General features: G+C 60.3%; 21 protein-coding genes. 7 read left to right on the top strand and 14 right to left on the bottom strand.

Going from position 1 to position 26,434, the window contains the following annotated elements; all coding sequences use genetic code 11:
* Positions 1 to 9: 9 nt before the first annotated feature.
* The 9 genes from MTX19_RS36490 to MTX19_RS36450 form a co-directional block, all read right to left on the bottom strand.
* Positions 10 to 2,109 carry an AAA family ATPase gene (locus MTX19_RS36490; protein ID WP_280981516.1) on the bottom strand — a complete coding sequence of 700 codons (2,100 nt, stop codon included), beginning with the start codon at positions 2,107 to 2,109 and terminating at the stop codon, positions 10 to 12.
* A 28-nt stretch (positions 2,110 to 2,137) separates the two neighbouring features.
* Complete coding sequence (locus MTX19_RS36485) at positions 2,138 to 2,521, bottom strand: hypothetical protein (protein WP_280981515.1); 384 nt, start codon at positions 2,519 to 2,521, stop codon at positions 2,138 to 2,140.
* Between the two features lie 215 nt (positions 2,522 to 2,736).
* On the bottom strand, positions 2,737 to 3,579 hold the full coding sequence (locus tag MTX19_RS36480) for a metallophosphoesterase (protein WP_280981514.1): 843 nt from the start codon (positions 3,577 to 3,579) through the stop codon (positions 2,737 to 2,739).
* A gap of 3 nt (positions 3,580 to 3,582) precedes the next feature.
* Entirely contained in the window at positions 3,583 to 3,786 is a 204-nt protein-coding gene (locus tag MTX19_RS36475; protein WP_280981513.1) for a hypothetical protein, read from the bottom strand.
* Positions 3,787 to 3,788: 2 nt separating this feature from the next.
* A complete protein-coding gene (locus MTX19_RS36470; protein ID WP_280981512.1) occupies positions 3,789 to 4,298 on the bottom strand; it encodes a hypothetical protein in 510 nt (169 codons plus the stop codon).
* A 152-nt stretch (positions 4,299 to 4,450) separates the two neighbouring features.
* Positions 4,451 to 4,573, bottom strand: a complete 123-nt coding sequence (locus MTX19_RS36465) for a hypothetical protein (RefSeq protein ID WP_280981511.1) — start codon at positions 4,571 to 4,573, stop codon at positions 4,451 to 4,453.
* Entirely contained in the window at positions 4,570 to 4,914 is a 345-nt protein-coding gene (locus MTX19_RS36460) for a hypothetical protein (RefSeq protein ID WP_280981510.1), read from the bottom strand. The genes MTX19_RS36465 and MTX19_RS36460 overlap by 4 nt, the downstream gene beginning before the upstream one ends.
* Position 4,915: 1 nt before the next feature.
* The gene (locus tag MTX19_RS36455; RefSeq protein ID WP_280981509.1) at positions 4,916 to 5,455 is read right to left on the bottom strand and encodes a hypothetical protein; all 540 of its coding nucleotides are present in this window, start codon (positions 5,453 to 5,455) and stop codon (positions 4,916 to 4,918) included.
* Between the two features lie 101 nt (positions 5,456 to 5,556).
* Complete coding sequence (locus MTX19_RS36450) at positions 5,557 to 5,988, bottom strand: hypothetical protein (RefSeq protein WP_280981508.1); 432 nt, start codon at positions 5,986 to 5,988, stop codon at positions 5,557 to 5,559.
* A 307-nt stretch (positions 5,989 to 6,295) separates the two neighbouring features.
* Here MTX19_RS36450 and MTX19_RS36445 point away from each other — a divergent pair, with 307 nt between their 5' ends.
* Complete coding sequence (locus tag MTX19_RS36445) at positions 6,296 to 6,562, top strand: helix-turn-helix transcriptional regulator (protein ID WP_348638248.1); 267 nt, start codon at positions 6,296 to 6,298, stop codon at positions 6,560 to 6,562.
* Positions 6,563 to 6,794: 232 nt separating this feature from the next.
* Here MTX19_RS36445 and MTX19_RS36440 read toward each other — a convergent pair whose 3' ends face one another.
* A complete protein-coding gene (locus MTX19_RS36440; RefSeq protein WP_280981507.1) occupies positions 6,795 to 7,805 on the bottom strand; it encodes a WYL domain-containing protein in 1,011 nt (336 codons plus the stop codon).
* On the opposite strand from MTX19_RS36440, the gene MTX19_RS36435 reads away from it, so the two are divergent.
* From MTX19_RS36435 to MTX19_RS36420, 4 genes are read left to right on the top strand one after another with little or no spacing between them, the layout of a single operon-like run.
* Positions 7,767 to 8,837 carry a hypothetical protein gene (locus MTX19_RS36435; RefSeq protein ID WP_280981506.1) on the top strand — a complete coding sequence of 357 codons (1,071 nt, stop codon included), beginning with the start codon at positions 7,767 to 7,769 and terminating at the stop codon, positions 8,835 to 8,837. The genes MTX19_RS36440 and MTX19_RS36435 overlap by 39 nt on opposite strands.
* A 56-nt stretch (positions 8,838 to 8,893) precedes the next feature.
* Positions 8,894 to 12,214, top strand: coding sequence for a hypothetical protein (locus MTX19_RS36430; protein WP_280981505.1), 3,321 nt, complete (start codon positions 8,894 to 8,896; stop codon positions 12,212 to 12,214).
* Complete coding sequence (locus MTX19_RS36425) at positions 12,211 to 21,498, top strand: RNaseH domain-containing protein (protein ID WP_280981504.1); 9,288 nt, start codon at positions 12,211 to 12,213, stop codon at positions 21,496 to 21,498. The genes MTX19_RS36430 and MTX19_RS36425 overlap by 4 nt, the downstream gene beginning before the upstream one ends.
* Before the next feature lie 4 nt (positions 21,499 to 21,502).
* Positions 21,503 to 23,158, top strand: coding sequence for an AAA family ATPase (locus MTX19_RS36420; protein ID WP_280985726.1), 1,656 nt, complete (start codon positions 21,503 to 21,505; stop codon positions 23,156 to 23,158).
* A 56-nt stretch (positions 23,159 to 23,214) separates the two neighbouring features.
* On the opposite strand, the gene MTX19_RS36415 is transcribed toward MTX19_RS36420, so the two are convergent.
* From MTX19_RS36415 to MTX19_RS36405, 3 genes are all read right to left on the bottom strand, one after another.
* Complete coding sequence (locus MTX19_RS36415; protein ID WP_280981502.1) at positions 23,215 to 23,826, bottom strand: hypothetical protein; 612 nt, start codon at positions 23,824 to 23,826, stop codon at positions 23,215 to 23,217.
* A 68-nt stretch (positions 23,827 to 23,894) separates the two neighbouring features.
* Entirely contained in the window at positions 23,895 to 24,248 is a 354-nt protein-coding gene (locus tag MTX19_RS36410; RefSeq protein WP_280981501.1) for a type II toxin-antitoxin system PemK/MazF family toxin, read from the bottom strand.
* Positions 24,229 to 24,483, bottom strand: a complete 255-nt coding sequence (locus tag MTX19_RS36405; RefSeq protein ID WP_280981500.1) for an AbrB/MazE/SpoVT family DNA-binding domain-containing protein — start codon at positions 24,481 to 24,483, stop codon at positions 24,229 to 24,231. The genes MTX19_RS36410 and MTX19_RS36405 overlap by 20 nt, the downstream gene beginning before the upstream one ends.
* Positions 24,484 to 25,005: 522 nt before the next feature.
* Between MTX19_RS36405 and MTX19_RS36400 the strand changes: the two genes are divergently transcribed.
* Complete coding sequence (locus MTX19_RS36400) at positions 25,006 to 25,338, top strand: hypothetical protein (RefSeq protein WP_280981499.1); 333 nt, start codon at positions 25,006 to 25,008, stop codon at positions 25,336 to 25,338.
* A gap of 240 nt (positions 25,339 to 25,578) precedes the next feature.
* Here MTX19_RS36400 and MTX19_RS36395 read toward each other — a convergent pair whose 3' ends face one another.
* The gene (locus MTX19_RS36395) at positions 25,579 to 25,839 is read right to left on the bottom strand and encodes a hypothetical protein (protein WP_280981498.1); all 261 of its coding nucleotides are present in this window, start codon (positions 25,837 to 25,839) and stop codon (positions 25,579 to 25,581) included.
* Positions 25,840 to 26,152: 313 nt separating this feature from the next.
* On the opposite strand from MTX19_RS36395, the gene MTX19_RS36390 reads away from it, so the two are divergent.
* Entirely contained in the window at positions 26,153 to 26,338 is a 186-nt protein-coding gene (locus MTX19_RS36390) for a hypothetical protein (RefSeq protein ID WP_280981497.1), read from the top strand.
* Positions 26,339 to 26,434: the final 96 nt, after the last annotated feature.

Genomic DNA, 26,434 nt, shown 5'->3' with positions numbered 1-26,434 from the left:
CCTTTGGGACTAGTGATTAGTGGTGCTGGCTTCATCGTTCACAGGCGTCGCGTCGATGATCCGGCAAATTTCCTCGCCCGAAAGCCGGCGCTGCGTTCGGAGCCGGTCGGCAACAGCAATGATCTGCTCACGGTGACGCCGCACGATCTCATCGGTACGGGCTTGCAGGATCTGCAGGTGCTGCTCGACCTTGGACCGAAGCTCCCGATCGCCGCGGACCGCCTGCAACGCGTTCTCGTAGGAGGTTACGTAGACCAGCGTGTCGCCAAGACCCGTCGAGGCGTGGAGAGTTGCGATGATCTGGGTGACCTGCGCGAGATCGGAATCGTCGTCCCCGCCGGCTCCCACACTGGCATCGCCGATCAGAACACGCTCCGCTGTGCGCCCGGCGAGTGCAACGACGGCGCGCCGTTCGACCGCATCGCGGGTCATCAGATCACTCATCTCGTTCTCGATCAGCGTGCGGCCGGCCGACGTGCCGCTGGAGCCGACTGCGCAGCGCTTGAGGATCCCGGACGGGACCACGAGCGAAGCCACCGCGTGCGCGGCTTCGTGGATGCATATCCGCTTGAGCGCGGCCGGCGCGATCTCGTCGACCGGCGCCACGGACTGCACGAGGTCTTCGAGCTGCAGCACGCGCCCGGCGGAGCGGGCAATCCGGCGTGCGCCACGCACGGCCATCATGATCTCGGCGCCGGTGGAGCCATCCATCAAATGGGCGACATCGGTCAGGTCCGCGCCTCCCAGTTCGCCGTCCAGATGGTGACGAAGGATGTTGACGATGCCAGCGTGATGGGGCCGCCTGATCTCGATCGCCCGCTCCAGGCGACCGGGGCGCAGCAGGGCCGCATCGACGCCTTGGATGTTATTCGTGGCCGCGCAGACCACGATTCCGGCGCGCTTCCCGGCGACCGCATTGTCGAGGCTGAGGAGAAAGTCCGTTATCACAGGAGTCCACCAGTCCGCGCCGCGCGGCGACATGGTGGCTCGGTTTGGCAGCGCGTCGATCTCATCGATAAACAGGATGCATGGCGCCATCGCGGCGGCGCGCTCGAACATCGCGCGCGACGCCTTGATCACCGAATCCAACCAGCCCGGCGAGTTCGCGAACAGATCGGCGATCGAATAAGCGACCAGCGGCACGCCGCAGGCTTTCGCGAGGATGCGCGCGTACAGCGACTTGCCAAGCCCCGGCTCCGAATACAGTACCGCTCCCCGGTCGACGCTTTGCCAATCAAGGCAACCGGCGCGGTAGTCGGCAATATCCTTTGCCAGCGCCAGACCCCAGGTCCGAGCGGCGCCGTATTCGATTGCGTCTTGCAGCTTCGGCAGTCGATCTGTCGTCCCGGATCCTGCCATGGCAACGGAAGCCTTGCGGAGGCGCGCAACGATCTCGACTGGCGAGGATTTGGCGCGGAAGGCGGCGACCAGATCGTGGAATGTGAGCCCGGCGAAGACGGCGTCATCGATACTGCCCGGATGGCGCCGGCCAGTGAACATTCTGATCATGTGTGCGACCACGGCGCCGGTGGGCGGGTTGATGTGGATCGTCAAATCTGCTGCCGTCGTCAGCGCCGTTGGCAGCTCAGCACGCTCCACCGCTACGCCGACTACGGACTGCCCGTTAGCGAGGTCGGTTGCAACTTCGGTGTTGCGCTCAGCCTTCTGCTGCGGCGTCTTCAAGGCCTCGGTGGCGATGGTCTGCCAATGAGTGCCGAAGTGCCGCGCGAAGAGGTTACGAACCGGCTGGATCCAGCTCGACTCCGGGACCAGCACGACCAGTGCGAGGGCGGGCTTGGCCTTTAACTGGCGCCGGATCGGTGCGCTGGTCGCTGCGAGAAACGCGCTCGCTACGATCGAGCGTTGCGCCGAGGGGCGGTCCTTCTTCACGACAGGCGTCCACGACATCGGCGACTCCATGCCGACGACATCATCGGTGACGTGTAGGACCGACCTGGCCAAGAGATCGGCGGCTTCCTTGGCGCTCCGGTACCCGACCGGCACGACCGTATCCTTGGGCAGAATGCGCCCTCTCTTTACCGGAGTCCGGCGCTTTGCTCTGGGCACGCTCTTGGGGCGTTGGGATTTCGCTGCGGTCTTGCGCGTCACGCACGGCTCCTGATGCTAGTGCTAGAGATCATGAGAGAGAAGATCGGCGCAAGCGAGCGCCATCACCGAAGGCGTCGGATCGCGGTCGCTGCGCACGGACTTGAGAAGCTGGCCGCGCGGCATCGGCCCATCGCAAGCTCAGCGGGACCGGAATGCCGTTAAGGGACCGGACCAACCACGAATTGGCGTAGCGCGGCTCGCGGCGGATTTCCCCGGCAGTCAGGGTGAGCGGCTTAAGCCGGAGCTCGGCCAGCGCAATCTGCGCGAGGCCTTCCTGCTCGAGATCCCGGACGCGCCGGGCCGGCACGACGTCCAGAAGGTAGCGGCCGTCGTCGCGCTGGACGACGACGGCCTCAAGCTCTACCGGCTCGGACGCAACGAACGCCGACGGAATGGAAGCAATCGACCGCACCTGCGGATCGAGCGACGCCTGGATGAGCGCATCTCGAAGCGCAGGATGTCGCGCCGCGATCGCGGTTGTGGTCTTGGCTGAAGCGAATAGATCGGGACGGCCTTGGGCCGCTTTTCTGGTGAGCATGATCTGTCACTCGAAGCCGAAGGAAGGGCATGGCGCATGGCGTCGGTCGGTTTCGAGCGGTCATCAATGTCTGTCATGGCCAGCCTCCCTTAGATTTCGATGACGAAGTTCGGATCGAAGCGCGGGTTGTCCCAGGCGCGCTGCTGCGGCGGCCATGGCCCGTAGCCCTTCGCGTTCGACACCACGCGCGTTGCGCCGATCACGGTGTCCTCGGACTCGTGGGTATGCCCGTAGATCCAGAGGTCCGCAGGCCTCAGCTCAGGCCTCCCGCTTGCGACGGGCTCCGGCCACATCAGCGAGCCCAGGGCGCTGCGATATGCTGCGGTCAGGACCTCTTCGTCGGACAGCCGCGCACCGGGATCGTACGGGCCTAGGCGGCGCGCTCGGCTCGGAATCGGTGCATGATGCGTGACGACCACCAGGGGCCCGCCGCGCGGCTTGCGCATTTCGGCTTCGAGGAAGGCGCGGGCTTGGAGGTGCCGAGCCAGGGCGTGTCCCGGCCGGAAGCGATCAAGATAGCGGTTGATCCTGATCTTGCGGAAGTCGTTCATCCGTTCGGCGGCGACCCTCATTGCGCGATGCTGATCACCGAACAGATCGAAGTCCGTCCATAGCGTCGCACCGGCGAAGGTGACGTCACCGATTCGGATGGAGTTGTGCTGCAGCACGTGGATGTTCGTGCCGGCTGCTGCTGCCTTGGCCTTCTCGACCGTGCGGTCGATGTCGCAGCCATAAGCCTCATGGTTGCCAGCGACGTAGATGACAGGTCGATCCGGCACGCGTTCGCGCAGCCACTTCACCCCGCGCTCCGCACGCCGAATGACATCGCCGGCGACCACGAGGACGTCGAATTGCGGACGCTCGGTGCCGGACGGCAGGTCCCAGCCGCGGGTCAGCTCGACATGCAGGTCTGACAGGATCCACAACAACACGATTCAGTCCTCGTCGGTTGGATGGTCGTCCAGCGGCTCGGCTTGGCTCAGCGCCTGCACGATCCGGTCGATGAGTTCTTCGGGCATCTCGTCTATGCCGAGTGCGAACTGAACGTCGGGCGAGCCGCAGCGCGGGCATTCGTGCCGCGTCGGATCGTAAGTGAACTCGCCTTCCTGGCCGCATGCGCGGCAGCGAAATCGGGCCATCGCTAGTCCTCCGCTGGCGTCCACCAGAAGCCGTCCTCGCAAATCGCCCACTCGCGTGCGGCATCGATCCAGAGGATTTCTCCGGTGACGCATACCGTTCCATCGCTCTTCCCGACCAGGCTCGTCGATGGTCCCGTGCCCATCTCGATGCCCATCAAGATCGTGGCTGGGCTGTAGAACTCGTCGTGATCCGGATAGCGGATCAGGTCGATGCCGAACTGCGCGCGCCGCAGCGCCCTTTGCGGGATATCGGGATCGATCTCGTCCGGATATCCCGGGCGCCAGCCGGTGCGGCATCGATCGGCGAGGGCTTCGATCTTGAGACGGGCGGTCTCGGCGTGAACGATGGCCGGCACCACCCGCTCAAGGATCTGCCATGTCGTCTCGGCACCGGAGATGTCGGTCCGGAAGCGAAATTTGCGATGCCGGTCGAACACCGTCACGTCACCGTCGGTCCGCACGTAGACGGACCGCGCGCGCTCGCCCTCCTCCATGATCGTAATGACCTTCATGTTCACAGCCTCCAGTGGCGCTTCGCGTTAAAGGGAACGTTTTCGTTCCGGCAGGTGCGGCAGCGAAACCGGGCCACGGCTATTGCTCCGTTCCTCGCGTGGGCGGCGGCACCTCGATCAACGTGTCGGTCTCGCGGTCGTAACGCGCGTGGTTAGATCTCCGACGTGCCGGGCGTCCGGCGCAGCAGGTGGACGTTCTCGAAGCCCGGTCTGTCGGGCACGGGATCGCGGATCGCGTGCTCGGAGCAGGCCGTCGCCAAACAGCCGTGGCTCACGTACCGCCGTCCCTCGGCACCGAGATTTCGCAGGTGCAGGCGGAACGTGCCTCGCCGAGATTGATAGCTTCGCGGATTCGCCTCCCGGTCTCATCCGAGATGTCGCCTTCCCACTGAATCCTGAGTGTGCCGAACTTTTTCTTGATGCGGACGAACTCGAACGTCTCGTTCTCCCGGAGCGCACCTTCGATCCGGCGGCACATTCGCTCCAGGACGTCCCGCCAACCCTCCCGGCAGAGCGGGTAGCCGAAAGAGAGTTCGGGCTCGTCCTGCATGATCTCGAACAGCCGCGGGTGCGCCTGCATGAATTCGATCCGCCAATCGTTGCGAGTGGCCGCCATCTCACTCCTCGATTTTGATCGAACCGGACGGAACGTCGGCGAAGCTGTCGGTCTCGCGGTCGTAGCGCCGCGCAGCGATCCGATAGCCTTCTGAAGTCGGGATCTGCACGAGATGCACGTTCTCTTGGCCCGGTTCGGTCGGCACGTGCTCGCCCTGCGCATGAGACGCACAGCGCGTCATCAACACCCCGCCTTTGCGGAACAGACGACCCCGCTCCCCGCACTGGTCGCACGTGCAGGCAGAGCGAGCCTGCGCAAGCGTCACCGCCTCATCGACCTTAAGCCGAGAGCCGTTCGAGAGCTTCCCCTGCCAGTACAGGCGTAGAGTGCCGTACTTCTCTTTGATCAGCAGAATCTCGACGCGTTCTTCCGCCGCTAGCGCTGCGCTGATCCGGGCGCAAGCTTTCTCGAGAAGATCGCGCCATCCCGGGCCGCAGTCCGGATAGCCTTGTGCGAGAACCGGCGCCTTTGCTGGAGGCCGAAACAGGCTGCGATGAGCATGTATCAGCTCGATGCGCCAATCACACACATGAGTGGTCATGCCAAACTCCTGGTTTCAACAGGATTGGTTTTAGATTGCGTAACGCGTGAAACTGCGACGAACTTAAGCGCCGAATTCGCGTCTTCTCGCGTGCAGTTGGGCTAGAAGCGTGCGTGCAACCAGCGGAGGCGTAGTCCGTAACAGACCGGGTCGATCTTTGCCCGGCGCCATAGTGCCGAGATCATCACGACCTTTGCGGCAGGGTTTCCTTCGACCGCGCAGCAAAGCACCGCCGAGACAACAGCGTCTGTCACAGGATTTCTCATTCCGTGGCTCTTGAGTCCTTTGATGGCGATCCCGATTGCCGCCGCGGCATCTCCGCCGACGGCCCGAAACCAATCGCAGTCGCTCACCAAATCGGTCTTTAAGAGCGCCTGACGGATCGCCCCTACATCCCGCATGCTGAAGTCATGTGGGCTTCGAATACGCCACCAATGGGTCGGCGGGGCCGCCATGCGGCGAGCCAAAAGCGCTCGGACGCTCGCGTTTGGCAGCTGATTGCCCTGAACAACGCTTTCAAAGGTCGTGCGCATACGGTCCCCCCAAAGGTGGTTGCCACTGAACAATGAATTCGCAAGTTAGGATATTCCGTACCTTCGACGGTACTTGCCCGATCCCGTTATCCTTGTCGCTCTAAGGACTCATTTGCTCACTTTCCTGCCGGGCGGGACAGAGCCGAGCCAAGGCATTCCTGCCGGGCCAAGGACCTGGCAAGGATTAGATCGTAGGATTCGATTGCTGGTTTGACGGCGTCTGTTGTCCCGCCCGCTCGGACGCCATGCTTAACAACATCCTAATAATAACAAATCCGGACGCCGGAAGGAAGAAGAGTCCAGAATCATGGTTAATGCGCCGGAGCCGAGCATGTCTCCTGCCCAAGTGAGAGCCGCCCGAGCATGGCTCAATTGGAATCAAGACGTTCTGGCGAAGAAGGCTCGCGTGTCAAAGACGACCTTGAATCGCTTCGAGCAGGGTCTGTCGATACTCAATTCGGACACATCCGATCGCATACGGAAAACGTTGGAGGAAGCGGGAATTCGATTTCAGTTTCGGAAGATGGTCGGCATCGGGATATCGATTGCGCCTCCTACCGACTCTTTTGAATAGAAACTGCAAGCGGCCGTGCTACGCGGGGAGGCTGCTTTCCGTCCCACAGATTAAATGTTCCGCGGCTCCCCTTTTATCAGACCGCCTTCGGCCATGAGAGCGAGAAGCATGGCGCAGCTCAGCGATCGACGGCAGTTCCTCACTTCAGGCAGGTCGCCATCGAGGAGTACCGGGCTGCGTGGGATGTGATGGAAGAGGTTGCAAGGCGGTGGCCGGTAAGCGCAGGAAAAAGTTAGCTGTCGGCTTCCATTGCCTCCAATTCAGATGCAACCTCGCGAACGTTCTTCACCCAGACAGGCACGTCTGCCGCGTCCTTGTCCTGCCGCCTGACTGGCCCCAGCAATCGCATTTCATCAAGCAGATAGAACAACAGCGCACGACGGACCGGAACAACCAACAGCCCTTGCTGCATCTTGAACTCCCGTGCGATCGCCTGGCGTTGGGCCGCGGAGAGCTTCGGGTGAGGCACGAATTCTACCGCGACCGTCGCGTGCCAATCATCGTCTAAGGCCGCAGGTACAGGAGGTTGGCTCGGTAGCGGCACAGATGAGAGCGCGCGCGAGAGCGAGAAATCGATGAATTTCTTCCGCGAGAAATCGAAGGCCCTGACGTGCCAACGTCCCGAAGCTTTTACCAACGCATGGGGACAAATGACGCGCTCGCTCCCTTCGGAGCTTGTCATCGACTGATACTGAAGCTTGCAACTCTCCCGAAGCTCTGTCGCAGCGAGAATTGCCCTGACGTTGTCAGGCTCGATCCAGCGCGCTGGAGGCAGAACTCGCTCGATCGCCAGGGATTCGTCCGGCCGGGCCTCCTGCAAGAGGGTCCGCGCGAGATCATCTAGCGTCCCCGGCGCGTCAAAAACGGGGACGAACCTGTCAGGTCGTGTGTAGGTCCCGGCCCGCACTCCTGCCGCAGCCGGCCCCGGTTTTCGCTCCGGAGGAGGTGTAGTCGAAAGGTTGCGATAAGTCTTAATATCTATTTTTCCTTGCACGTCGGATATGCCAAATTTTGAGGCATGGTCCGCGAGTCGCAGAAAACCAAACCAGATCAATCTGTCGTCGATGTGCTTCAGCCGGGCACGCAGCGCTGCCCCACCCCTCTTCTGATTAAGTTCGGATAGTAACTTTACAGACATCGTATCTTCAATTCTAATAATCATATGATCAATAATCAAACAGATTCGGAGGACGAGGTCGAAGTCATGCTCCGTGTGTTGAGCCGGGGCTTCCTGGATCTTCATCTTGGGGTTCGCGCAGGAGATATCGTCGACCCCTATACCCTGCCGGAAACGATAGGCGCGGGCATGCAGATGTTGTCGAAAATCTGCATAACGTCCTCAGTCAACGATTTGGGCGACAGCATTCACTGCCTTTCGGATATCGCTCGTCGTCTGCCGGTTGGTGACTGGGGAGTGCCGGCCCTCGCTGCGCCCTTTCGATTCGCCGAGGTCAAGCTTCTCTCTAGTGAGCCTGTCGCGCCGAGCGAGGAGTGCCGTGCCTTAGCGGCAAAAGGGCAGACGGACGACGCGTTCGAGGACATTCATCACCGGCAGCTGCGCGAGATCGTGCAACGGGTTCGTACCGAAAGCCGATTGCAGATCTACTCGCTCCTACGCGAACGAATTGTGCGCAAGCCCGTATACGAACGGCGGGAGTTGTCCGACTTTCTTGAAGACCACGCCATCGTGGTGGCGGACGACGTGCTGCGCCGCTGGTCCACCGGAATTCCGCTCGGCGCGTTGCTGCGGGACGGCTCGTTCAAGATATGCGCAAACTGCGGCGGGCTGCTCTATCCCCACCGCGACAGGGCTGCGTTCCCCGACGGTCGCTGTCGAATCGGGCCATGTCTCGAAGAGGTGCCATCGTCGCGGGCAGGCGCCACAATCGAGAATGCGACGGGATGGCGGGCCTTCGCCGACGACATCCTCGCCTATTGGGTAGGCCCCGGCCTAGCGGAAATCCGGCTCCACGACGAACTACGCCGCGCAGGCGTGGACGTCACCCTCTACCCGAGAGACGACGCGGCCGACGTAGGCCGATCCCATGAACTCGGAATCGACGTGAAAAGCTACTCGTGCCCCCGATTGCTCGGTGAGACGCTTTCCGAGCGCCTAGGCGGTTTGGCCACCTTTGACCAAAGGTACGTCGCCATTCCGGACGCAATCGTGAACCGTCGTCCTCACTACCTGGATGACCTCCGGCACGCTTACCAAGGCGCGACATCGGTGACTTTCGCGAAAGTCAGTGATGTTGCGAGAATGGTGATCGGATGAGGCGTGCTCCGGAAGGATTCGTCCCCGCTTTGCGGGCACAATGGATGGCGTGCGTCATGCACGACCTCTTGGGGCTTAAGTCACTATCCGGAGCGCCGGCGCTCCTGTCCGGCTATCGATCTATCACCAGGCATCCAGCTCTTGGGAAAGCCCGCACGGCACTGCGAAACCTCCGCTTGATAGGCGTAAACATCGAATCCGAAGCGCATCTTCAGGAAGCCGTGATTGAAGCCAGGGCCTGGGAGGATGATCACGCTTCGGATGACGATTACGTCGAGCCTCCGTTCGAGATTTCTACGGATCCGGGAACGGGTTTTGCAATTCGTGAACGCGTTCGGCGCGACGATGCACGCCGCAATGCAATGCTTGATGCCCTGCTCGGCGTCTTACCCAATGACATTCACAACCTCGTCCCTGCCGATCACACGAGGCGCTTCCGCTTCCGCATCGACGGCGACAACGGCTCCGACGTCATCTGCGATACTCGCGAGATAATGAATCTGCCCCCGCGTCCCGCTACCGCTCAGGACAAGGCAAGCCGAGCTCCTATCGTCGTGACGATCGAGGAACTCGAAAACATCGCGAGGACTCTCGACGAAGAGGATGCTCGCGATCCGGCGCGGGTCCCCCGCAACTTCTTGACGAGGCTACGATCCGAGGAGGGGCAGGCGGTATTTTCGGTGCTTTCGCCACAGGGCGCGGCGCTCCGCCGCACTGATGTCATCTCGCTCGACAGTGTGAGCCACATGATCGGGCTTCCCGGCGCCGGCAAATCGACGCTGATCTTCCTTCTCGTTGTTCTCCTCGCCCGCCAAGGACGACGAATAACTCTCCTCGTTCCGTCCATCGAATTCGCCCTGGCACTCGATGCGGACCTGACCCGCTATTCGATCCCCACTGCCTTGCTGGTTGGTCAGTCTCCTGACGCGAGAAGGAGCCACTCAACAAGGCTGGCCGAACGAATCGCCACCATGGACAGCGGGGGATTCGGACAGACCGCCCCCGGAGCCGAGCTTCTCGGAACGCGTTGCGCGTTATCCGCCTTCGTCTCCGTGCCGCCCCCCGCCTTCGAATTTCCGCACGACCGTCCTCCTTGCACATCGCTGCGACAGGCCAGCATCAAGAAGGATGGAAAGGAGGGAAAGGAAGGCTACAGATCGTGTCCGCTTGCGACAGCCTGCGGACGGCAACGTTCGGCCCGTCGCTTGGCCGACGCCGACGCTCTTGTGCAAATCGGGCACGTAATCTCCACAGAAGTCATGGCGTCCCCTCATTTCCACACCGAAAGGATGCGTCATTTCGAGCGCGTTGCCCGCACGAGCGATCTGGTGATCATCGACGAGGTCGACGGCGCACAAGCCGCCCTCGATCAAAAGGGTTTCGCCGAATTAGACCTGTTCGGCTCCTCGGAGTCCTACGAAACCATTCTCCTGGATGACGTGTTCGATCCGGTCGCTTCCGGGCGAGGCTTTGCCGTCTCAAATTCGATCGAGAACTATACACTTGCATCAAACCGCTTCATGCGTCTCAACCGCGCATTGCGGGCTCATCTCTTGGAGCGAATGGCAGAGGAAGGCGGCGTACTGGCAAGGTTCAAAGACGCCTTCGTTACCGGCAATTCGATCCTGGCTAGCATGTACCTCGATCCGGAAACGGACGAGGAAGAACATGGCAGCAGACGCTTCGACCTGGTTAGGCGGCTGTTCGAGCAACTGGTCCGCTCCGTGCTGGCGAGCGACGTTGGCGGCGACGGTGAGGATGATCTGTCCGAGCTCGACCTGGAGCGCGTCGCGAGAGATCTGGAGATCGATCACGGCGCGCTAATCTCGGCGACAACAAGGTTTCGCGGCGCCTTAAACTCCCTTCTCAATGTGCGACTCGTCGAGCGGTTCGAAGAGAATTACGACGAGATGCGAGACGCCTTCTTCGGAATACTTCCCCATCGACAAGGGCTGGATCCTCAGGAGGCGCGAATACTGTTTCGGTTTTTGGTCGAGGTTACGACTGTCGTGCTGCAGTTCCTCGCGCTCGTTCCAGCGCAGTACGCCATGATTGCCGAGGGCGTGCACACCGAGAGGGTCTTCGGTCAGGGTGTCACGGCTGATCTCAGGAGGACCTTGCCCGAATCCTTGATCGGCCGTCTCTCGGGCATTCGATTCGCCTACGAAACCAACGATCGCGGCCAGCGCTCGTTGAGGCTGCAATATCTCTCGTTTGCCGGCGTTCCCCGATTACTTCTGTATCATCTTTCCGAACTACTGACAGAAGACGGAATCAAGGGGCCGGCGGTGCTGATGGCATCCGCCACGAGCTATCTCGCGCCGAGTCCGAGCTATCACGTCCCAGTCCGACCCAGCTATGTGCTTCGACGGGAGGGAGAAAGTGACGCCTGGCGACACAGTGCCTATGCATTCCTTCCGGTTCGCGATCCCGACAGGCCCGGCGAATTCGTTCGTGTGAGCGGCGCAGGGTCTGAACGCGAGCGAAACCATTCGCTACGACTCTTGACCGACCATTTCTTCTCCGGGGCAGATCCGCTCGTCCGGAAATTCCGTGAGGATCAGTTCGATCCCGGTCGGCGGACCGGGATCGTGGTCAATTCCTATGAACAAGTCGCCTTCATCAAAGCGCACCTCAGACGAACCTCCTCGTCGGCGCACCGGGTGATCGGGGTGACGTCTGATATCAGGAACGTTCCTTCGCAGGAGCGCGCAGAATGGGTCTCCGCCAGCCAGGTAGAGATGCTCGGCACCCGTGACGATTGGGATGCACTCGTCTTCCCGATGAAAGCGATCGGGCGCGGCGTCAACATCGTCTTCCCTGATGGATCTCGGGTGCGGGACGCGGTGCTTGGGAACATCGCTTTCTTCGTCAGACCTCATCCGACGGCTGATAGCTTGGCATTCACGGGCGGTCTTGCCGGCCAACTCGCATTGCGGTTCGACCAACGTGTGATCCCCCCGAATGCTGATCTTGCCGGGCTGGCGCGGGAATGGCGCTCGGCGCGCGACGAGGCGCTGGATGCTCTCAGGTGGTTACTCCGCCGCCCGCAACAGATGAGTCGTCTTGGCCGCATGATCCGACCGTTCGTCGCAGACGGCATGGTCGATCTTCTCCAAACGATCGGGCGCGCCATGCGCAACGGGTGCAAGACGAGGGTCTTTTTCGTGGACGCATCGTTCGCGCCGCAATCCGCCAAGAACCGGCGCGACACTCAGCGCACGAGCATGATCGTCGCAATGCGTGACGTCTTGGAAGACCTGCTTTCCTGCCCTGATCCGGTTGAACGGGAAATTTACCGCTTGCTCTACGAACCGTTCCTTCATCCGCTGCGACACTGCGCCCACGTCATTTTTCCGGAGATGGATCCGGAATGAGTACCCAGCAGGATGAACTGTTCGTTCGAACGCAGAGCCGCAGTTTGGGCGAGCAGCTAACGCGCGAATGCGCGTTTGTCTGGCGTGGCTTGCCTGCCGGCGTGCCTCTCCCCGTATCTCCCCTTCGCTTTGGTTGGACAGCGACGGCCAAAAGCCTGCTTGAACGCATACACCGCAATGCACTGCGCAGCGAGCGCCCTGAAGGAAACGAAATTCCCTATGCGGACCTTCGGGCTGCCCTTCAGGCCCGCGTCGGCGGAATGCTCCTCCTGGAGAGCTGGATTTTACCGCGCAACGATAACGCTCCGTTGTTCGCGGCGACGGGGGCTCCGTCGGAAATTTTGGCAGCTACTCACCGTTTGGTAGCAGCCTGGGCGCAACTTACGCTCCGGCCTTGGGTAGAACGATTGGGGGCCGACTGTGGCGATGTCGACCTCTTCGAGACCCGTGCTCGACAGCAACAGTTGTTCGAGCAGCGCTCCACGCCTCACTTGACCGATGAGGGCCGCGCTCCCGACGCGCTACGTTCCGACTTCCATCAGTTCTCCGATATCCTTCTGGCAATCGTAGCTTCTTCGCTGGAAGGAGCCGAACTATTCCCCGGTCTCGGGCCGGTCTATCGTTTGCTCGACCGCGACTACGGCAACACCATCGCCTTCGAGACCTGGCCGACCTCGCTACCCGGCAAGAGCGACTTGTTTTCGATGGTAGCCGAGGTTTCTGTCGAAACCCGCCCTTCGTCTAGACTGCCGCTCCTCGTGGTCCGGGCCGCCAAGCGGATTTGGTGCAACGAATTTCCCACCGCAAATGATTTGTTTGGGCGCCGGCGGATATCCGTCCGCGTTGTAACGCGTTCGTCGGTTGCGCGTGCTGCAACTTTGACCGTCCGCGTGGGGAGGGGTGTTCCGACCGTGAATCTGGACGCCATCGTCCACGAAGCCGGTCGTAATACCGATGTATCTCTCACCGGCGACTTACCGGATCTGATAAAGTCCCGCGGCCGGATGCCCGATCTGTTCGTCGGCGTGCCATTCCGCCACGGCTACAGCGCCGCTCCTAAGATACCGTTTGGGGTGACGCTGCAAGACCAGGTGGATCTGACGTCCGCGGTAAAGGAGCGGATTGCCTCGTTCGGCTTCGCCGAGTCTCGACTTAGGCTCCTGAATTCAAGGATCGAGCGCTCCGAAGAGTTTCACCTTCAGGCTACCTTGTACAATCTCATCACCCACCATTTCGGGAGGGTGACAGAAGAGGAATTGCCGAGCCGCGTTGAACAGCTTTTTGGATCGCCGGAAAGCAAGGCCCGCGGCAAGAAGCAGCCCATCAAGACAGTCGATCTTGAGCCGATGGTGCTCGCGAATCGGGAACGGCTCGACAAAGCATTTGGTAAGGACTGCGGCATTGACCTGATATTCATTTGCCGACGTGAACAGGAAGCCCACATCTTTCGTTCAGTCGTTGCGCTTCTCTTCGGAGACCGCATCAACGTCGTGCGTCATGCAATGCCCGCGGGCGTTCACGGTGCCCGCCAGGATCTCGACGGAGAGATTAGGCACAAGCGAATGCATCGCGCAGCATTGCGTCGCGAAGCCTGGACCCCGCTGGCCACTCAAATTCGAGATGAATTCCCCAACTCACCTGTCATCGTCCAAGCCGCCCTCAAGTACGACGGGCGAAACGACGATAAGGTCAATAAGGACGTCGGTCGCAATACGCTTGCCACGATAGCCGGCTGCAATGTGCAGTATCTGCTTCCGCCAGCTGCCGGTAAGGCTGCCGAGTACATGCATCGTGTACAGGCGGCGCTGTACGATCTGCTGTTCGGACATGCTGGGCTAGGTCCTGTTCTCGCAAACTTGGTAGCTTCCACTTTTGGGGAATCCAATCGTCCGAGATCGATTGTCGGATTGTCGGTGATCTCACAAGCCGCAACCCGCACGGGCCGACCCAATGGCGCCACGCTGGCAGCGGCAATGAAGATCGATATTGCCACCGGTCGGATTTCCGGGCGGTTCGGCAGCGTCCGGAACGGCGCGATGAATACCGGTCTATTCCAGACCCTATCGAAGACATTAATCGGTGTTGCGTCAGCGGGCCGGACATCTCTTGGCGATACCCAACCTGATTGCCGCATGAATTTCTTGAGTTTCGTGCGTGCGGTCGTGGATGAGGTCGCGGCGGAAGATCCGCACGCTCTGATACTGGTCGAATCGACCACAGCTCGCTCGCTGTGGCCATGGCTGTCGGACGAAAACATCTCTTCCGATCTCTACCTGGACGATCCGACCGTCAGGGCACCGTCGTCCTGGAAAGGGTTACGGTTCGTCCGTGTTAGGGAGCGGTCGGCGGGACGGCTTGCGGTCGAGGCGCGCAGAAGATGGATGCCCGTAAACCGAGACGGCAACTCGAGAGCCGCCGAGCCGGTCGACGAGATATATGCGACCGCCACTGAACGTCTCGCGGAAAGTCTTCCGGAAGGAAATGCGCGAGCTCGCCACTACCTCACGGCCCATGGCTTCGACGTCCGTAATCGAGGCGCGCGCGGGCAATCCGTGTATCGCAGCAAGGACGGATTCCAAAAGGCCGGCCCTCCCAAATCGAACGCTGAATACAAAAACAAGGTGCTTTGGAAACGGGCCACGATTGCTCCATGGGACGTTCCGTCCCGAATTCCGGTGACGCTTGAGGTAACCGTCCTGCCGACGCTGCGGGAGGACGAGGCGGATGCAACCGCAACACTGGTCGCGGCTCTCCGGAACGGATACTCGCACACGGCCGATGGCACCTTCCTTCCGGCGCCGCTGTCGTTCAAGTCCAAAATCCTGGACTACATGGATCGGTACGCCAGTGAGACCGAGGACGACGATCCTGAGGATGATCGCTCAGTAGACGAACCGGAGCTTCCGGAGGAGAGCGACGTCGCCGAGACGGCGATCGGATATGGTGAAACTCGACGTTGGTACGAGGGCTCCTCTGAGTTTGGGGAGAAGGACATACCTCCGTTCGAGGACGAGAGCGGCGACTCCTTTCAGCTCGATCAAGTCGCTCTCGATAACTCACCGCTCCGCGAACATAACCCCCAAAAACCAGGCGAGGAAAAATCCATGGCCATCGCGACTCTGGAGCCGCTTCAGCCCGCGGTCGCAACGACTTCTGATGCATCTTATCCGGGTGGCTCCGATTATCCGGATGGCTCCGACGACCTTGGCGCACTTGTTCGTTTGCTAAGGAGTCCTTCTGCGCCGCTTCCAAGCTTCGTAACAGAGGAATTCCTTGCGGACGCGATGCACGTCGTCAATTCCGACGCCAGAGAGATTCACCAGGATCGCGAATGGATCCGCACTGTCACGGGCTTTCCTTGGCCTGAGGAGCGACCCGCGGCCTACGACTTCCCCGGACTCTATCTCGACGCGTTACGCTATCCCGCTTTCGCAATCGCCTTCCAGCATCAGTTTTTTCCCGACGAGAAAGAGCGTGGCCTGCCCAAGCGGGCGATCCTGCTGAAGAATCGCGATTTCCTTCGACGCATCCGCAAGGAGAAGCCGATCCCGAAGGGAGAGGCTGACCTGAGCGTCTTGTGCTCCCTTCACGCATTGGACAACGGCGGCGACCAGAAGGCGCTACTAGCCGACATTCTGGCGCTTCCCGGGCAAGCGGCCTGGCGATCTCCATGCGCAAGAGCGTCCGCGGGGCTCGACCGTCTTGAGGGGCGTCAGGATGAGTGCGCCGAATTAGGCCGGTACCTCCGAGCGGTGGTCGGTCCGTTCGCGCAGTTCGGAGACGACCGGACAATCGGAGAGGTTCTGCAAGACGTAATCATCCCATACGTGCGAAGGAATCCGGACGCGACCTCCCAACCACCATCGAAGGATGATGCAGTCTGCCTTGCCGACACACCGATCGAAGCGGCTCCGGACGAGACAGCCGGACCCTCGGATTCCGCGGCAGGGCCAACACTGGAAGAAGTGCTAGAGTCGTGGCAGCATCATTGCGACCAAATCGCTAAGCTTGCCTTCGAGGCAAGGTCATCTGGTCCGGATGGCGACGCAACGACCAAGCTCGCCACAATGCTCGCCGGACTGGAGGCGTTGCAAGCGAAAGCCGCGCTGCTTAGGCCCTCCGAAGCGCCAACGGACGAAATCAAGGAAGCTATTCGATCGCTTACGGCGCAGATCTCCGACGCATTGACAAGCCTCATCGGAGAGCCGCTGAGTGTTCCGACCATTCTGTTGCAGCTATTCAAGATAAATGATCAGGTCCCCGTAGCAGATCTGGACACGGCCAGTTCTCTCCGCAGAGACGCCGAGCTGGCGTTTTCGGAAGCCAGGTCACTGGCGAATGAAATCGAGAGTCTCGAGGGCAGCCTTCCCATCAAGCTCGCACGGCAGCGGACCGAACCGCTCATTGATGCGCAGGAAGCGCATCTTCGTCGCGCGCTCGAACTCATCGCGGGTGCAGTCAGGCTTCTGGCCACGGAGGGGACGCCGGTGGCTGCAACCCCATCGTCGGCAGCTTCTCCGGAGCCTCATCCTGAAGAGCCGCCGGAAGGACCGTTGGTTCACTCTGAAGCGTCCGTCGCGCTTGAAGACGACCTCGACGTTCGGCCCGAGGACGAAGCGCTCGCCGTCGAGGAACCGCACGAAGAGGATCCTCACTTCACTTCTGTGCTGGAAGCGACAAACGTAGTGCTGCCGGCGCAGCCGCCCGTTGATCCGCTGTACCAGGAGTTGACCAAACGGCTGGATCATCTCTTCTCTCTTGGAGAGCACGGATTGGCCTACCACCTGCGCACAGCAGCTATGTCGGTCATCCCGCCCTCAGAGAGAAACGTCTATACGCCTGTTGAACTCCGTCTGGCAGCCGCCACCGGACGCACTGTCGGCCTCTCGACCGATGACCTTCAAGCTCTCTCGGAGTTGACGGGTGAGGCTCTATCCGTTGCACAATCTCTCTATGGCTTCGACGACGATCGCTCCCGCGCCAGGCTAACCCTTCTGTTTCCGGGCGCTCTTTCCTCCGCGCTTTTCCGATCCGACGACCCCGCCGCCATCGAGGTGATAAAAGACATTGGCCGGCAAGATGGGTACAGGCACTACGAAAAATTGGTGCAGGCGGTAGAGGAAAACCGAAAGCTGAACTTCCCGCTGACGCCCGCCAATCTCTTGGCTATTGAAGCTCATTCCCGGGAGGCAACTTTCGTCTCGGAGTCAATCGAGTCCATAAAGGAAACAATCGCGGGATTGCGCTCTGCTCGTTTTCGATTCCAGACGGGCGAGCGCATTCGACACGCTCTCACTCGGCCGCAGGGGGTGTTGGGTCAACTGGAATCCCGGATTGCGCAGGCAGACCATACCTCCGCCCGGGAGGTCGCCGACCTCTTCCAGAGTCGAGACAAGACCGCCAGCTTCGTCGCCAAGCTCGTCGAGGAATTCGGGGGCGGCGGCGAACTCGACGGACCGGGACGCGAACGAATATTCGGGGCACTGTCCCGGCTCGGCCAACAGTGCCACCACCTCTTGCAATCGGTCGAAGGCTTCGATGTGCTGCGACGGAACGCTGGCCGTCTTGAAACGGTCAAACGTCTTCGGGACCTCGCGCTGACCGGCATCTCGGAAGCGCTGTCCTACACACCTCAGGCTGAATTCGGCCTCCTGACGGAATCGGCCGTACGTCAGGGCAACAGAATTCTGGAAGCCAGTCGCAATATTCTTCAAGGCGTCGGTGCGAGTGGAAGAGAGGCGGCCCCTCTGGCGGTCGGTCTGCATACTCCGCTACTTTGGCTTCCTGGACTTACCTGGACCGGAGGATGGCGACCTTCCCCTTACGTTCCAGAGAAGATCCTCCAGGAGGCTCTCAACGCTCCCGTCCCCCTGATCGGACAGAATCCGACGGAATCGATACATCAAGCGTTCGAGGCCCGCCGGAGCGAGTCGGCTTTCGTTCCCGCGTACATGTTGCTGAACGTCGCTCACTGGTTCGGCGTCAGCTCCCAGACGACGGACGGCTGGCGGGCCAAACTCGATGCCGACAAGGAAGCCAAGAAGCATCAGGTTTCATTGTTGCTGGGCGAGGCCGAGCGCACGATAGACCGAATGAGGCGCATGGCGGTTGGCTCGCTCGAGCAATCGGCACGACTCAAGGAGATGCTTTCAACCATCAAACCATCGAATCTCCCGGTCGAGCTTCCGCCCACGTTCCTGCCTGAGACCTTGACCGGCGACAGGATCGAAGACTTCAACTCAGCACTCGCTCGTATCCGAGAAGTCGAGACGGAGGCGCAGCGCGAGTTCGACAAATCGCAGAACGAATACGCCTCCAGCATCGAGGACCTGGATCGCAAAGGCAAGTTGGACACCCAGACGCGTCTAGAACTCCTCCACCTCCTGGAGCGACGCGAATTCACTACGCTTGCCGATCGCCTGATCCTGTTACGAGGCGATGAGGTTCGGAACCATCCTCTCCTGGCAAGCGGGCCCCTGAACTGGCGATTGGCGAACTTCAAGTCGGTTTTGCCACAACTTGGAGCTGTCGATCTGCTACAGGTCGGCCGCGCAATCGATCTTGCGAAAGCCTATGGCCCGCTCGACTACAGCCTTCTGGACGAAGACCGTCGGCAAGAGGCCCGGAGTGTAACCCGCGCCTTCCCCAACCTAAAGCCTACGAAGAATGCCTCGACGGCCCAAATCGCGCACCACGTAACAGAGGTCGTGTCCCGACTGCTGTACGAAGTCACGAAGTGCGTAGAAGAGCCGACAATGACGAGGCGGCTGCAACAGATATTCGTGTTCGACGCCACAGTATCGCTCCCGCCTCCGGATCCAGCGTCGTTACTCCTGCCCGAGTTCGGAAGCCTGACGCAAGGTTCCTGGCGCATTTGCGTCGTGACGCCCGCGATTCCGCAGGAGACCTTGCTGAGCCTTGGCGACGGAGCCGGTCACCGCGGCGTACTTGTTCTCTATCGTGGAGTTCTCAACGCTGAACGCCGACAGCAACTTCGGATCGAGATGATCAGACGGAAGCGTACCATGCTCATTGTAGATGAGGCATTGGTTGCATACGCGATCGCTGACTCGGAAGATCCGCGTCGCGCCATTATCGAGATCGCTCAAGCCTATTCCAGCGCCGATCCCTACCGAGATCATGGAAAGTCTGCGGTCCCGCCTGAGATGTTCAAAGGGCGCACGTTAGAGCGAAACGCGATCCTCGAACCATTCGGATCTTACGTCGTGTTCGGCGGTCGTCGGCTCGGCAAGACGGCTCTTCTCCAACAAATTCACGCGACACAGCCTCCGCATGCTGTCTTCGCCTACGTCGATCTCGACATGGTGAACGACACTTCCGATGATTTCGAGCAGATATCGCGTCGCGTCGAGTCAACCGTGTTCAAATCCTCGGTTCGAACAGCAGAAGAGTTTTCGTCGACGATTACGAGTTGGCTCAACGCCGACGACAGGCGACGCATTTTGCTCTTGATCGACGAAGCGGACAATTTCGTCCGCAAGGAGGTCGAGAACGGTTTCCCCTGCATCCAGACGCTGTTGCAGCTCATGGCTGAGACGAAACACCGGTTCAAGTTCGTGCTCGCCGGTCTACACAACGTCTCGCGCATGGTGCGAGCCGAAAACTCTCCCCTCGTACAGATTGCGAGCAGCCCGCTGAAGATCGGCCCATTGCTCAACCGCGACGTCGGGGACGCGGAATTTTTGGTTCGCGGCCCGTTGGCGGCAATGGGCTTCGAGTTCGAAAAGCGGGAGGACGTTTGGCGGATTTTGACCTTCACAAACTACTATCCGGTGCTGATCCAGGTCTTCTGCCAAGAATTACTCCGACTTATTCACGATCACGCACAAAAAACAGGTCAAGTTCCCGCCACCATCAACACCGTGCTGGTCGAGCGTGCGCTGTCCTCGTCCGACGTGAGGAGCAAGCTGTTCGCCACGTTCGAGGCGACAATCGGCTCAATCGAGCGGAGGTACGAACTCCTAACGTACATTCTTGCGGTTCGAGAACTCGTGGAGCGCGATTCGGGCATGACCGCGGAAGGAATGACCGCCGCGGAAGTCGCCGAACGAGCGATGGCGTACTGGCCGGCCGCATTCCCCCGCGGGACCGATCCAAACGAGCTCGAATATCTTCTGGAGGAGATGGAGGGCTTTGGCATCGCTCGGCGCACCGTTGCCGGCTCGTTTGCGCTGCGGTCAAGGAGCCTGCTCGAGTTAATGGCGGCTACCGAGGATGACCTCAGCAGGAAACTTGAGAGCTACAAAAATCTAAGGGCCCCGCCGAAGCCGTTCGACCCAAAAAACTACCGCCGGCAATTTGGCAAGCCAATGCCCGGCCTCGAGACGATAGGCCGCGTCTCGCCGCTGACGGACGGACAGGAGGCAGATCTGTTGGCGCCCTTCAATGTCGCCGTATTGGACGGAAATGACGACGATCCGCGGCCATCGAGCGTCGGCGTGGTATTTGGCACTGAGTGCGCTGGAATCAAATTCGTCGAAGCGGCGCTGTTGGACGCCAAGCGCGTAAAGGACAAACTTGTCGACGTCGAGGTGAAAACCTACGAAAGCAAGAAGGACATGCTCGACGACGCGAAGCGAGGCCCCAAGCCGCTGCGTCCGAAGGTGATAGTCGTCTCCCACAAGACGGCGTGGCGTCCTGATTGGGTCGTCGAAGCCGAACGCGCTGGCCGAATCCGGAAAGGCGATCTCCGAATGATTTTCATCGGAGGACCTGAGCACGCTGGGGAATGGTCGCGGGATCGGCTGATACTCAATCGCGTCCTTCCGCAGATCAAGATCGTGAAGCTACGACCTTGGGCTCGGTCCTATCTTGGCAACCGTATCGAATCGCTTCATCTGCCAGGCGAACATGTCGACGGAATCTTCCTGGCGACTGGTGGCTGGTCGCAGACTGCTGGTCCTTTGCTGTCCCGCATAGCGGAACGTCCCGGCCATGCGTCCGCAGCGATTAGGTCAATGATCAGCGACGAAAAGGAGGCGGTCCTGAAGTCTCCTGACTTGCTGGAACGGCTTGGCATCCCTGCGGAGCCTGAGCTCATGAGCTTCTTCAAGGATCTCGCCGCATACTCCGATGGATCCACAGTAACGACAGCAGATTTCCAGTACCTATCCACCGACGGCCGAAACGTGCATGCGCGGGCAGTGGGTATTTACGCGGACCTTCTGGGAATACTGTCATTTCCGCCCGACCCATCCGGGCAAGGTCACCGGAAAGTGGACCTGAATCCTCTTGTCCACGCCGCTCTTCTTCGTGCGGAGTGAGCCGATGGAACGGCTTCAGCTGTGGTGGGATCTGCCCGGGCCTGCAAGTGTCATCAACAAGGTCACGCATGCCGTTGGAGATCGGGACAGAGTTGTCTGCGTCTCGGCGCCTTATCCACGGCCTGCCGGGATGTGCAAAGCCATTCAACAAAAGCTCAGGGCGGAATTATCCCTGGAGGGTGCGATCCTAGACGTGTCGCGGCTCGACCAAACCGAACCGATTCCGCACCTTTTGGCGGGCCTGCTCGGGATATCCGCCGTCGAAATCGGCTCAATCTCAGATTTTGCGGCCCATCCCGGCCTCGTCGACCAAGCGTTGATTGTGGACGGGATTGATCCGGCCCAGATACGGCGTTGGAGTCTTTTCCTGCGGCAGTTGCATTCGGAACGAGCCAGCGACGCGGTCATTGGACCGGTGGTGGTTGTCGTACTGCCCAATCAATTGACCAGCGAGGCAATCGCAGAACTCCGCGGCCCCGCGAACCTCGTCTCGACGCTCGGCTGCGTCGACCGGTACGACACTGTCAGCTACGTAACAGGTATCGGAGCGCGCCCCACATCCGATTTGGCTTCTCGCGTCGGCCATGCAGTTGCGATCGATGTGGCTGCTTGGTCTCGCGAACTTCTGGAGACGATGATCGCTTGGGAGACTTCCGATCAGCTCGACCCTTTCGCATTACTGGAGCGTCTTGCCGACCAAGTCTCCTTTTCGTATCCGTGTTGGGAGAACGGTCTTGTCGACTACTGGGACGATGAACCAACGGCGCACGCCATCGCAGCCGTGAAACATGGGCTCAGGGACCATATAGCAAGGCGGGTTTGGAGCGCTCAGGCTAGCATACTTCTGCCGTTCACCTATCGCATCCTTCGGTCACTGATATCGAAGTACCGGGACGCCCTCGCCAAGAAAGTTTCGCCCGAAACGCCTCTGCTCAAACAGTACGGCGACCGCGCAGCAGAGCCTGTTACCGACTTTTGGAAGCTCGAATTCCACGACATGATGGAGCTCACAAAGGAGGTCATGACTCCTCCCGAATATGAACTGGCGCGAATTGCGCGATGGACTCGAAATGCGGTGTGCCACCGCAATGTCATAGCAGCGAGCCGGATCCAGCGCTTTTCAGAACACTACGAAGCAAACGAACACGCGCTTGATAGCGATATTCCAGGCTGGAATTGGCCGAGATGCGGTCAGATGTTGACCCTAACGGTCGGCCCGAGTGGGGCCGGCAAATCTGCCTGGTCGGCGGAACAGGGGGCCGCGGTCGTATCGTCAGACGCGATCAGACGGGAAAAAAAGGCCGACGGCGAGATTCCGGGGCATCAAGCCTGGGTGTTTCATCAGGTGCGTGCAGGAAGCTCCGGCGTGCTGCAAACGGGACGAGACGTCATTGTGGACGCGATGCACATTGAGCCAGAGCACCGACTGAGGCAGATATCCATCGCGCCTCCTGATATTGGAATTCGATACGTCATTATCGACCGCCCCCTAGCAGACAAGTTGCGCGACGCAGGCTGGCGCACCGAGAAGGGGCTCGTGGAGAAGTATCATCGGCTCTTTCCGGAACGAGTCGCCGCTGTTCTCAAGGGAGATGGGAAGCCGCAGATCCAGGTTCTGGACCTTCGACCCGGTGGGCTGGATGCAGGCAGCGCCTCCTAGTGGCGCCGCCGCCACAAGCGCCGTCGCACCTATAATTCGTCAGATAGCCGGCGGGTCTACCGGGCCAACTCCTCCGTCGCGATGTCGACCGCGATCGAGGCTAGGCGGTAGCTGCCGCCGATCATGCGGATGACGTCCTCTGCGTTGATCTCTTGATGACCCTGCTCGCGGCCCGACGAGATGGACGGGCTTCCGATGATGAAGCCGGTCGTCGCCTCGGTGCAGACCGCCTGGCGGACTTGCTTGGTCTGCGGACCGAATGATTTCGATTTCTCAGTCCCGGTACGGTGATTGCGGGGCGGTGACGAGTAAGCTGGCGCTAGCCATGGCTGCCTCTTCGTTGCGCCCGTGGCGCATGGACGAGCGAGGTCGTCCGCGGGCAGCGGGCAAAGTTCGGCCGTTCGCAGGCGACACCGCCCGCGTGTTTTGCCTGAGATCAGGAGACTGTTCGGGAGCTCGCGCTTGCGCGCGCCGGTCTCAGGCTGGGAGAGACGGCTTGGCCGCGGGCGCGAGGCGTGCGGACGGGAAGTGGGGTCGTGATGCTCATGACCCAACGTATAAATCGAATCCTTGAAAGGTCCGTCCGAGAGATCGCTAAAATTTGGGCTATCCGGATTATCGTGTTGAATCGCAGTCAAGGGTATTGGGCTGGTACGTGTGGATTCCATGGCTGCTTCGTGGAGATGGGCCAAGCGGAATATCTAAAGCTGTCCCTCTCGGAGATAAGGGAGGGAGTTCAGTCGATTCCGAGCAACGCGGCCAAACGCTCACGGACTTCGGTGAGCAGGACGTCAGGCGCTCGTCCGGCATGCTGGATCGGTCGCTTCTCCCACGAGATGCTGCGGGGTTGGTCGGCGAGCACGACGCCGTGAAAGCTGGCGCCGTCGGGCAGCTTGGCCTCGAAGGGATAGTCGCGTACGCTGCTTGTGATTGGGCAGATCACGCAAAGGCCGGCTGCGGCATTGTAGTTGTGCGGCGATAATACGATGGCCGGTCGTCGGCCGCTTTGTTCGTGGCCGATCGTGGGATCAAGATCGATCCAGACGAAGTCGCCGGCCTCGGGACAGTAGTTACCAGACTTCGTTGCCAATGGGTCGCCCCCAATCAACCTCTTCATGACGGTTGTCCGGCGTTATACCTGCAACCAGCTTGTCGAGTGCGTAGCGACGCTTGCGCCGCGGCGAGCGCGCGATCTCGATCACCAGTTTGCCGTCGCTCACGGTCATTTCGGCGGCCTTGCCGTCGCTGGCACCGATTTCATCGGCGAATGCTTTTGGAACTCTCAGTGCCAGGCTGTTGCCCCACTTCTGAAATGCTACCTTCATATTCGGGCTCCGACATTGATGATACAATGTAGATACAGCCCGAGGATTGGTCAAGCGGGTGCCGAGCCCGGACCAGGGAACACCAACACGATAATCCTCAACTAGATTGTGGTTCGGACGCGGCCAATTCCACGCGAAAATCCGGAAAGCCAAAATTTGAGCGAAGGCGCGGTTACATTCTTGGACCGGAGCAAGCCGCTCGATATTCGTTCGCTCTGTCCATGTACTCACGATAGCAGGCGTGGCTATCGGACTCGGGCAATCTTAGCTCGCGAAGGGCGCGTTCGACAAGGCTCATGTCTTTGCCGACACCTTCGCCTGCCATCCTTCCCGCTGGCCGTTCCAACGCAAAGGCGCTTGCATCGGGTCTGACCGGGGAAGAGCAGGCTAGGTAATAATCCTAACACTCAGCAGTTTGTTTTCGCCGCGTCTGCGGCTTTATTGGGGCCGCATTTGCCTTCCGAGATGGAGTAAACGTTACATGGAGTATGGGCAGCGGCGCACGGTCCTCTATAGGAGGGCATGGCGATCGAGACGCTCACGATTGCGATCTGGAACGACGAGGACGCTCATGGCGATCCGCTGCCGCTACAGCTCGTCGACGCTCTTCAGGATTTTGGAAGGTCTCGCGCGACGAAGCTTCTGATCCGGCGCGGACAGGAGAGCGATGTTCGTTGTGAGCTCCGCGTACCGCTTTTGCGCGACTGCCGTGTACGGTCCGATGAATTGGCGCGCGCATGGGGGAAGGTTTGGCGTGCGGCGATAGACGCAGCCCACCCCGGCGATCGGTTTAGCATCGACCTTCATGTCGGGCCGGATTCCCGGCTTGTGGTTCAGGCCGAACGTAGCTCGTGAGCGATGGTACGGTGCCCTGGAACGAATCGGACCCGTACGTCAGCCAAGGCTGACAAAGCAGAAGATCCCGGACCTCGCCTTCCACGGCCGCGTCGTTGACGCCAGCCAGTTCGTCCTCGGCCGTCACGCGGAGGCGCCAAGGGGCAGTTCAACACGAAAATCCGGATAGTAGATGCGGGCGAGGATGGCCCTTTGGCCGGTTCGCCTCCTCGGCCGTCGCCTGACCGGTTCCCGCGCCCCTCAGAACTTGATGATGCCGATCCGATGCATTTCCAAGTCGGCTCGCCGAGCATTCAGCTCCTGGAACGCCAGGCGCATGACGTTTTCGTTCGCAAAACGCATGCATTTCTCGCTGAAGTCGGCGTCGGCAATCGCCATTGCTAGCACTTCCAGTGCTGAATCGCCGTCCTGAAACGGGATCTCAACTTCGCCACAGAGAACAGTTGGCCGGGGAGGCTTGTCCCGGCCCGCGCGCATGGTCTCGCTCTTCAGCGTTACCATTGCATGAAGGGTGTTTTCATCGACAGCTACGGCTCGACCACGTAGTTGCGCTCAATGTAAATCCCGCGGTCATTCATCAGATACGTCTAGGCGATCGGCTTCGCGATCTTCTTGGCGAAATGGCCCAAAAGTCCTGCGCTTTCATGAACTCTCTCCTGTTCTGAAGAGAGACTATGAGGCGCGGCTGCAAGTCGGAATCCTCTTCCTGACGAGAACCGCACCTTTTCTCTCAGGAGTCCCTAACTATGAGCGTTCCGTGGTAGGCTCTTGTCCGTGATTTTGATATCTTCGGCCGGCATGCGGAGGACGACCGGTGCCGGTAACCCTTGAGATCGACGAAGAGCTGTACAGCCGGCTAGCCCAAGCGGCCGCCCGTGAAGGTAAGGACGTTCAGGCTTACGTCGGTGAGATCATCCACGTCCAGCTCAGAGACGTGGAGAGAATGCACCAGGTTATGAGCGCGCTCGACGAGATCGCTGGCCCTGACGACGACGGCTAAGTCATTCCAGTCAAATATCTTGTAGCAACATCCGGTTGAGTGAAAGCAATGACATATGTCTCTTAGCGAGTTTCAAAACGATCTTTCAGGCTATAT

Origin of the sequence: Bradyrhizobium sp. ISRA464 (assembly GCF_029910095.1) — a bacterium.
Classification (GTDB): domain Bacteria; phylum Pseudomonadota; class Alphaproteobacteria; order Rhizobiales; family Xanthobacteraceae; genus Bradyrhizobium.
This window is presented reverse-complemented; position numbering and strand designations above follow the sequence as displayed.

Coding starts and splice junctions, on each gene's coding strand:
- MTX19_RS36475 (WP_280981513.1), bottom strand. CDS start 3,786: ATGGCCCGATTTCGCTGCCGCGCATGCGGCCAGGAAGGCGAGTTCACT.
- MTX19_RS36470 (WP_280981512.1), bottom strand. CDS start 4,298: ATGAAGGTCATTACGATCATGGAGGAGGGCGAGCGCGCGCGGTCCGTC.
- MTX19_RS36460 (WP_280981510.1), bottom strand. CDS start 4,914: ATGGCGGCCACTCGCAACGATTGGCGGATCGAATTCATGCAGGCGCAC.
- MTX19_RS36455 (WP_280981509.1), bottom strand. CDS start 5,455: ATGACCACTCATGTGTGTGATTGGCGCATCGAGCTGATACATGCTCAT.
- MTX19_RS36450 (WP_280981508.1), bottom strand. CDS start 5,988: ATGCGCACGACCTTTGAAAGCGTTGTTCAGGGCAATCAGCTGCCAAAC.
- MTX19_RS36445 (WP_348638248.1), top strand. CDS start 6,296: ATGGTTAATGCGCCGGAGCCGAGCATGTCTCCTGCCCAAGTGAGAGCC.
- MTX19_RS36435 (WP_280981506.1), top strand. CDS start 7,767: ATGCTCCGTGTGTTGAGCCGGGGCTTCCTGGATCTTCATCTTGGGGTT.
- MTX19_RS36440 (WP_280981507.1), bottom strand. CDS start 7,805: ATGAAGATCCAGGAAGCCCCGGCTCAACACACGGAGCATGACTTCGAC.
- MTX19_RS36430 (WP_280981505.1), top strand. CDS start 8,894: ATGCACGACCTCTTGGGGCTTAAGTCACTATCCGGAGCGCCGGCGCTC.
- MTX19_RS36425 (WP_280981504.1), top strand. CDS start 12,211: ATGAGTACCCAGCAGGATGAACTGTTCGTTCGAACGCAGAGCCGCAGT.
- MTX19_RS36420 (WP_280985726.1), top strand. CDS start 21,503: ATGGAACGGCTTCAGCTGTGGTGGGATCTGCCCGGGCCTGCAAGTGTC.
- MTX19_RS36415 (WP_280981502.1), bottom strand. CDS start 23,826: ATGGAATCCACACGTACCAGCCCAATACCCTTGACTGCGATTCAACAC.
- MTX19_RS36405 (WP_280981500.1), bottom strand. CDS start 24,483: ATGAAGGTAGCATTTCAGAAGTGGGGCAACAGCCTGGCACTGAGAGTT.
- MTX19_RS36400 (WP_280981499.1), top strand. CDS start 25,006: ATGGCGATCGAGACGCTCACGATTGCGATCTGGAACGACGAGGACGCT.
- MTX19_RS36395 (WP_280981498.1), bottom strand. CDS start 25,839: ATGGTAACGCTGAAGAGCGAGACCATGCGCGCGGGCCGGGACAAGCCT.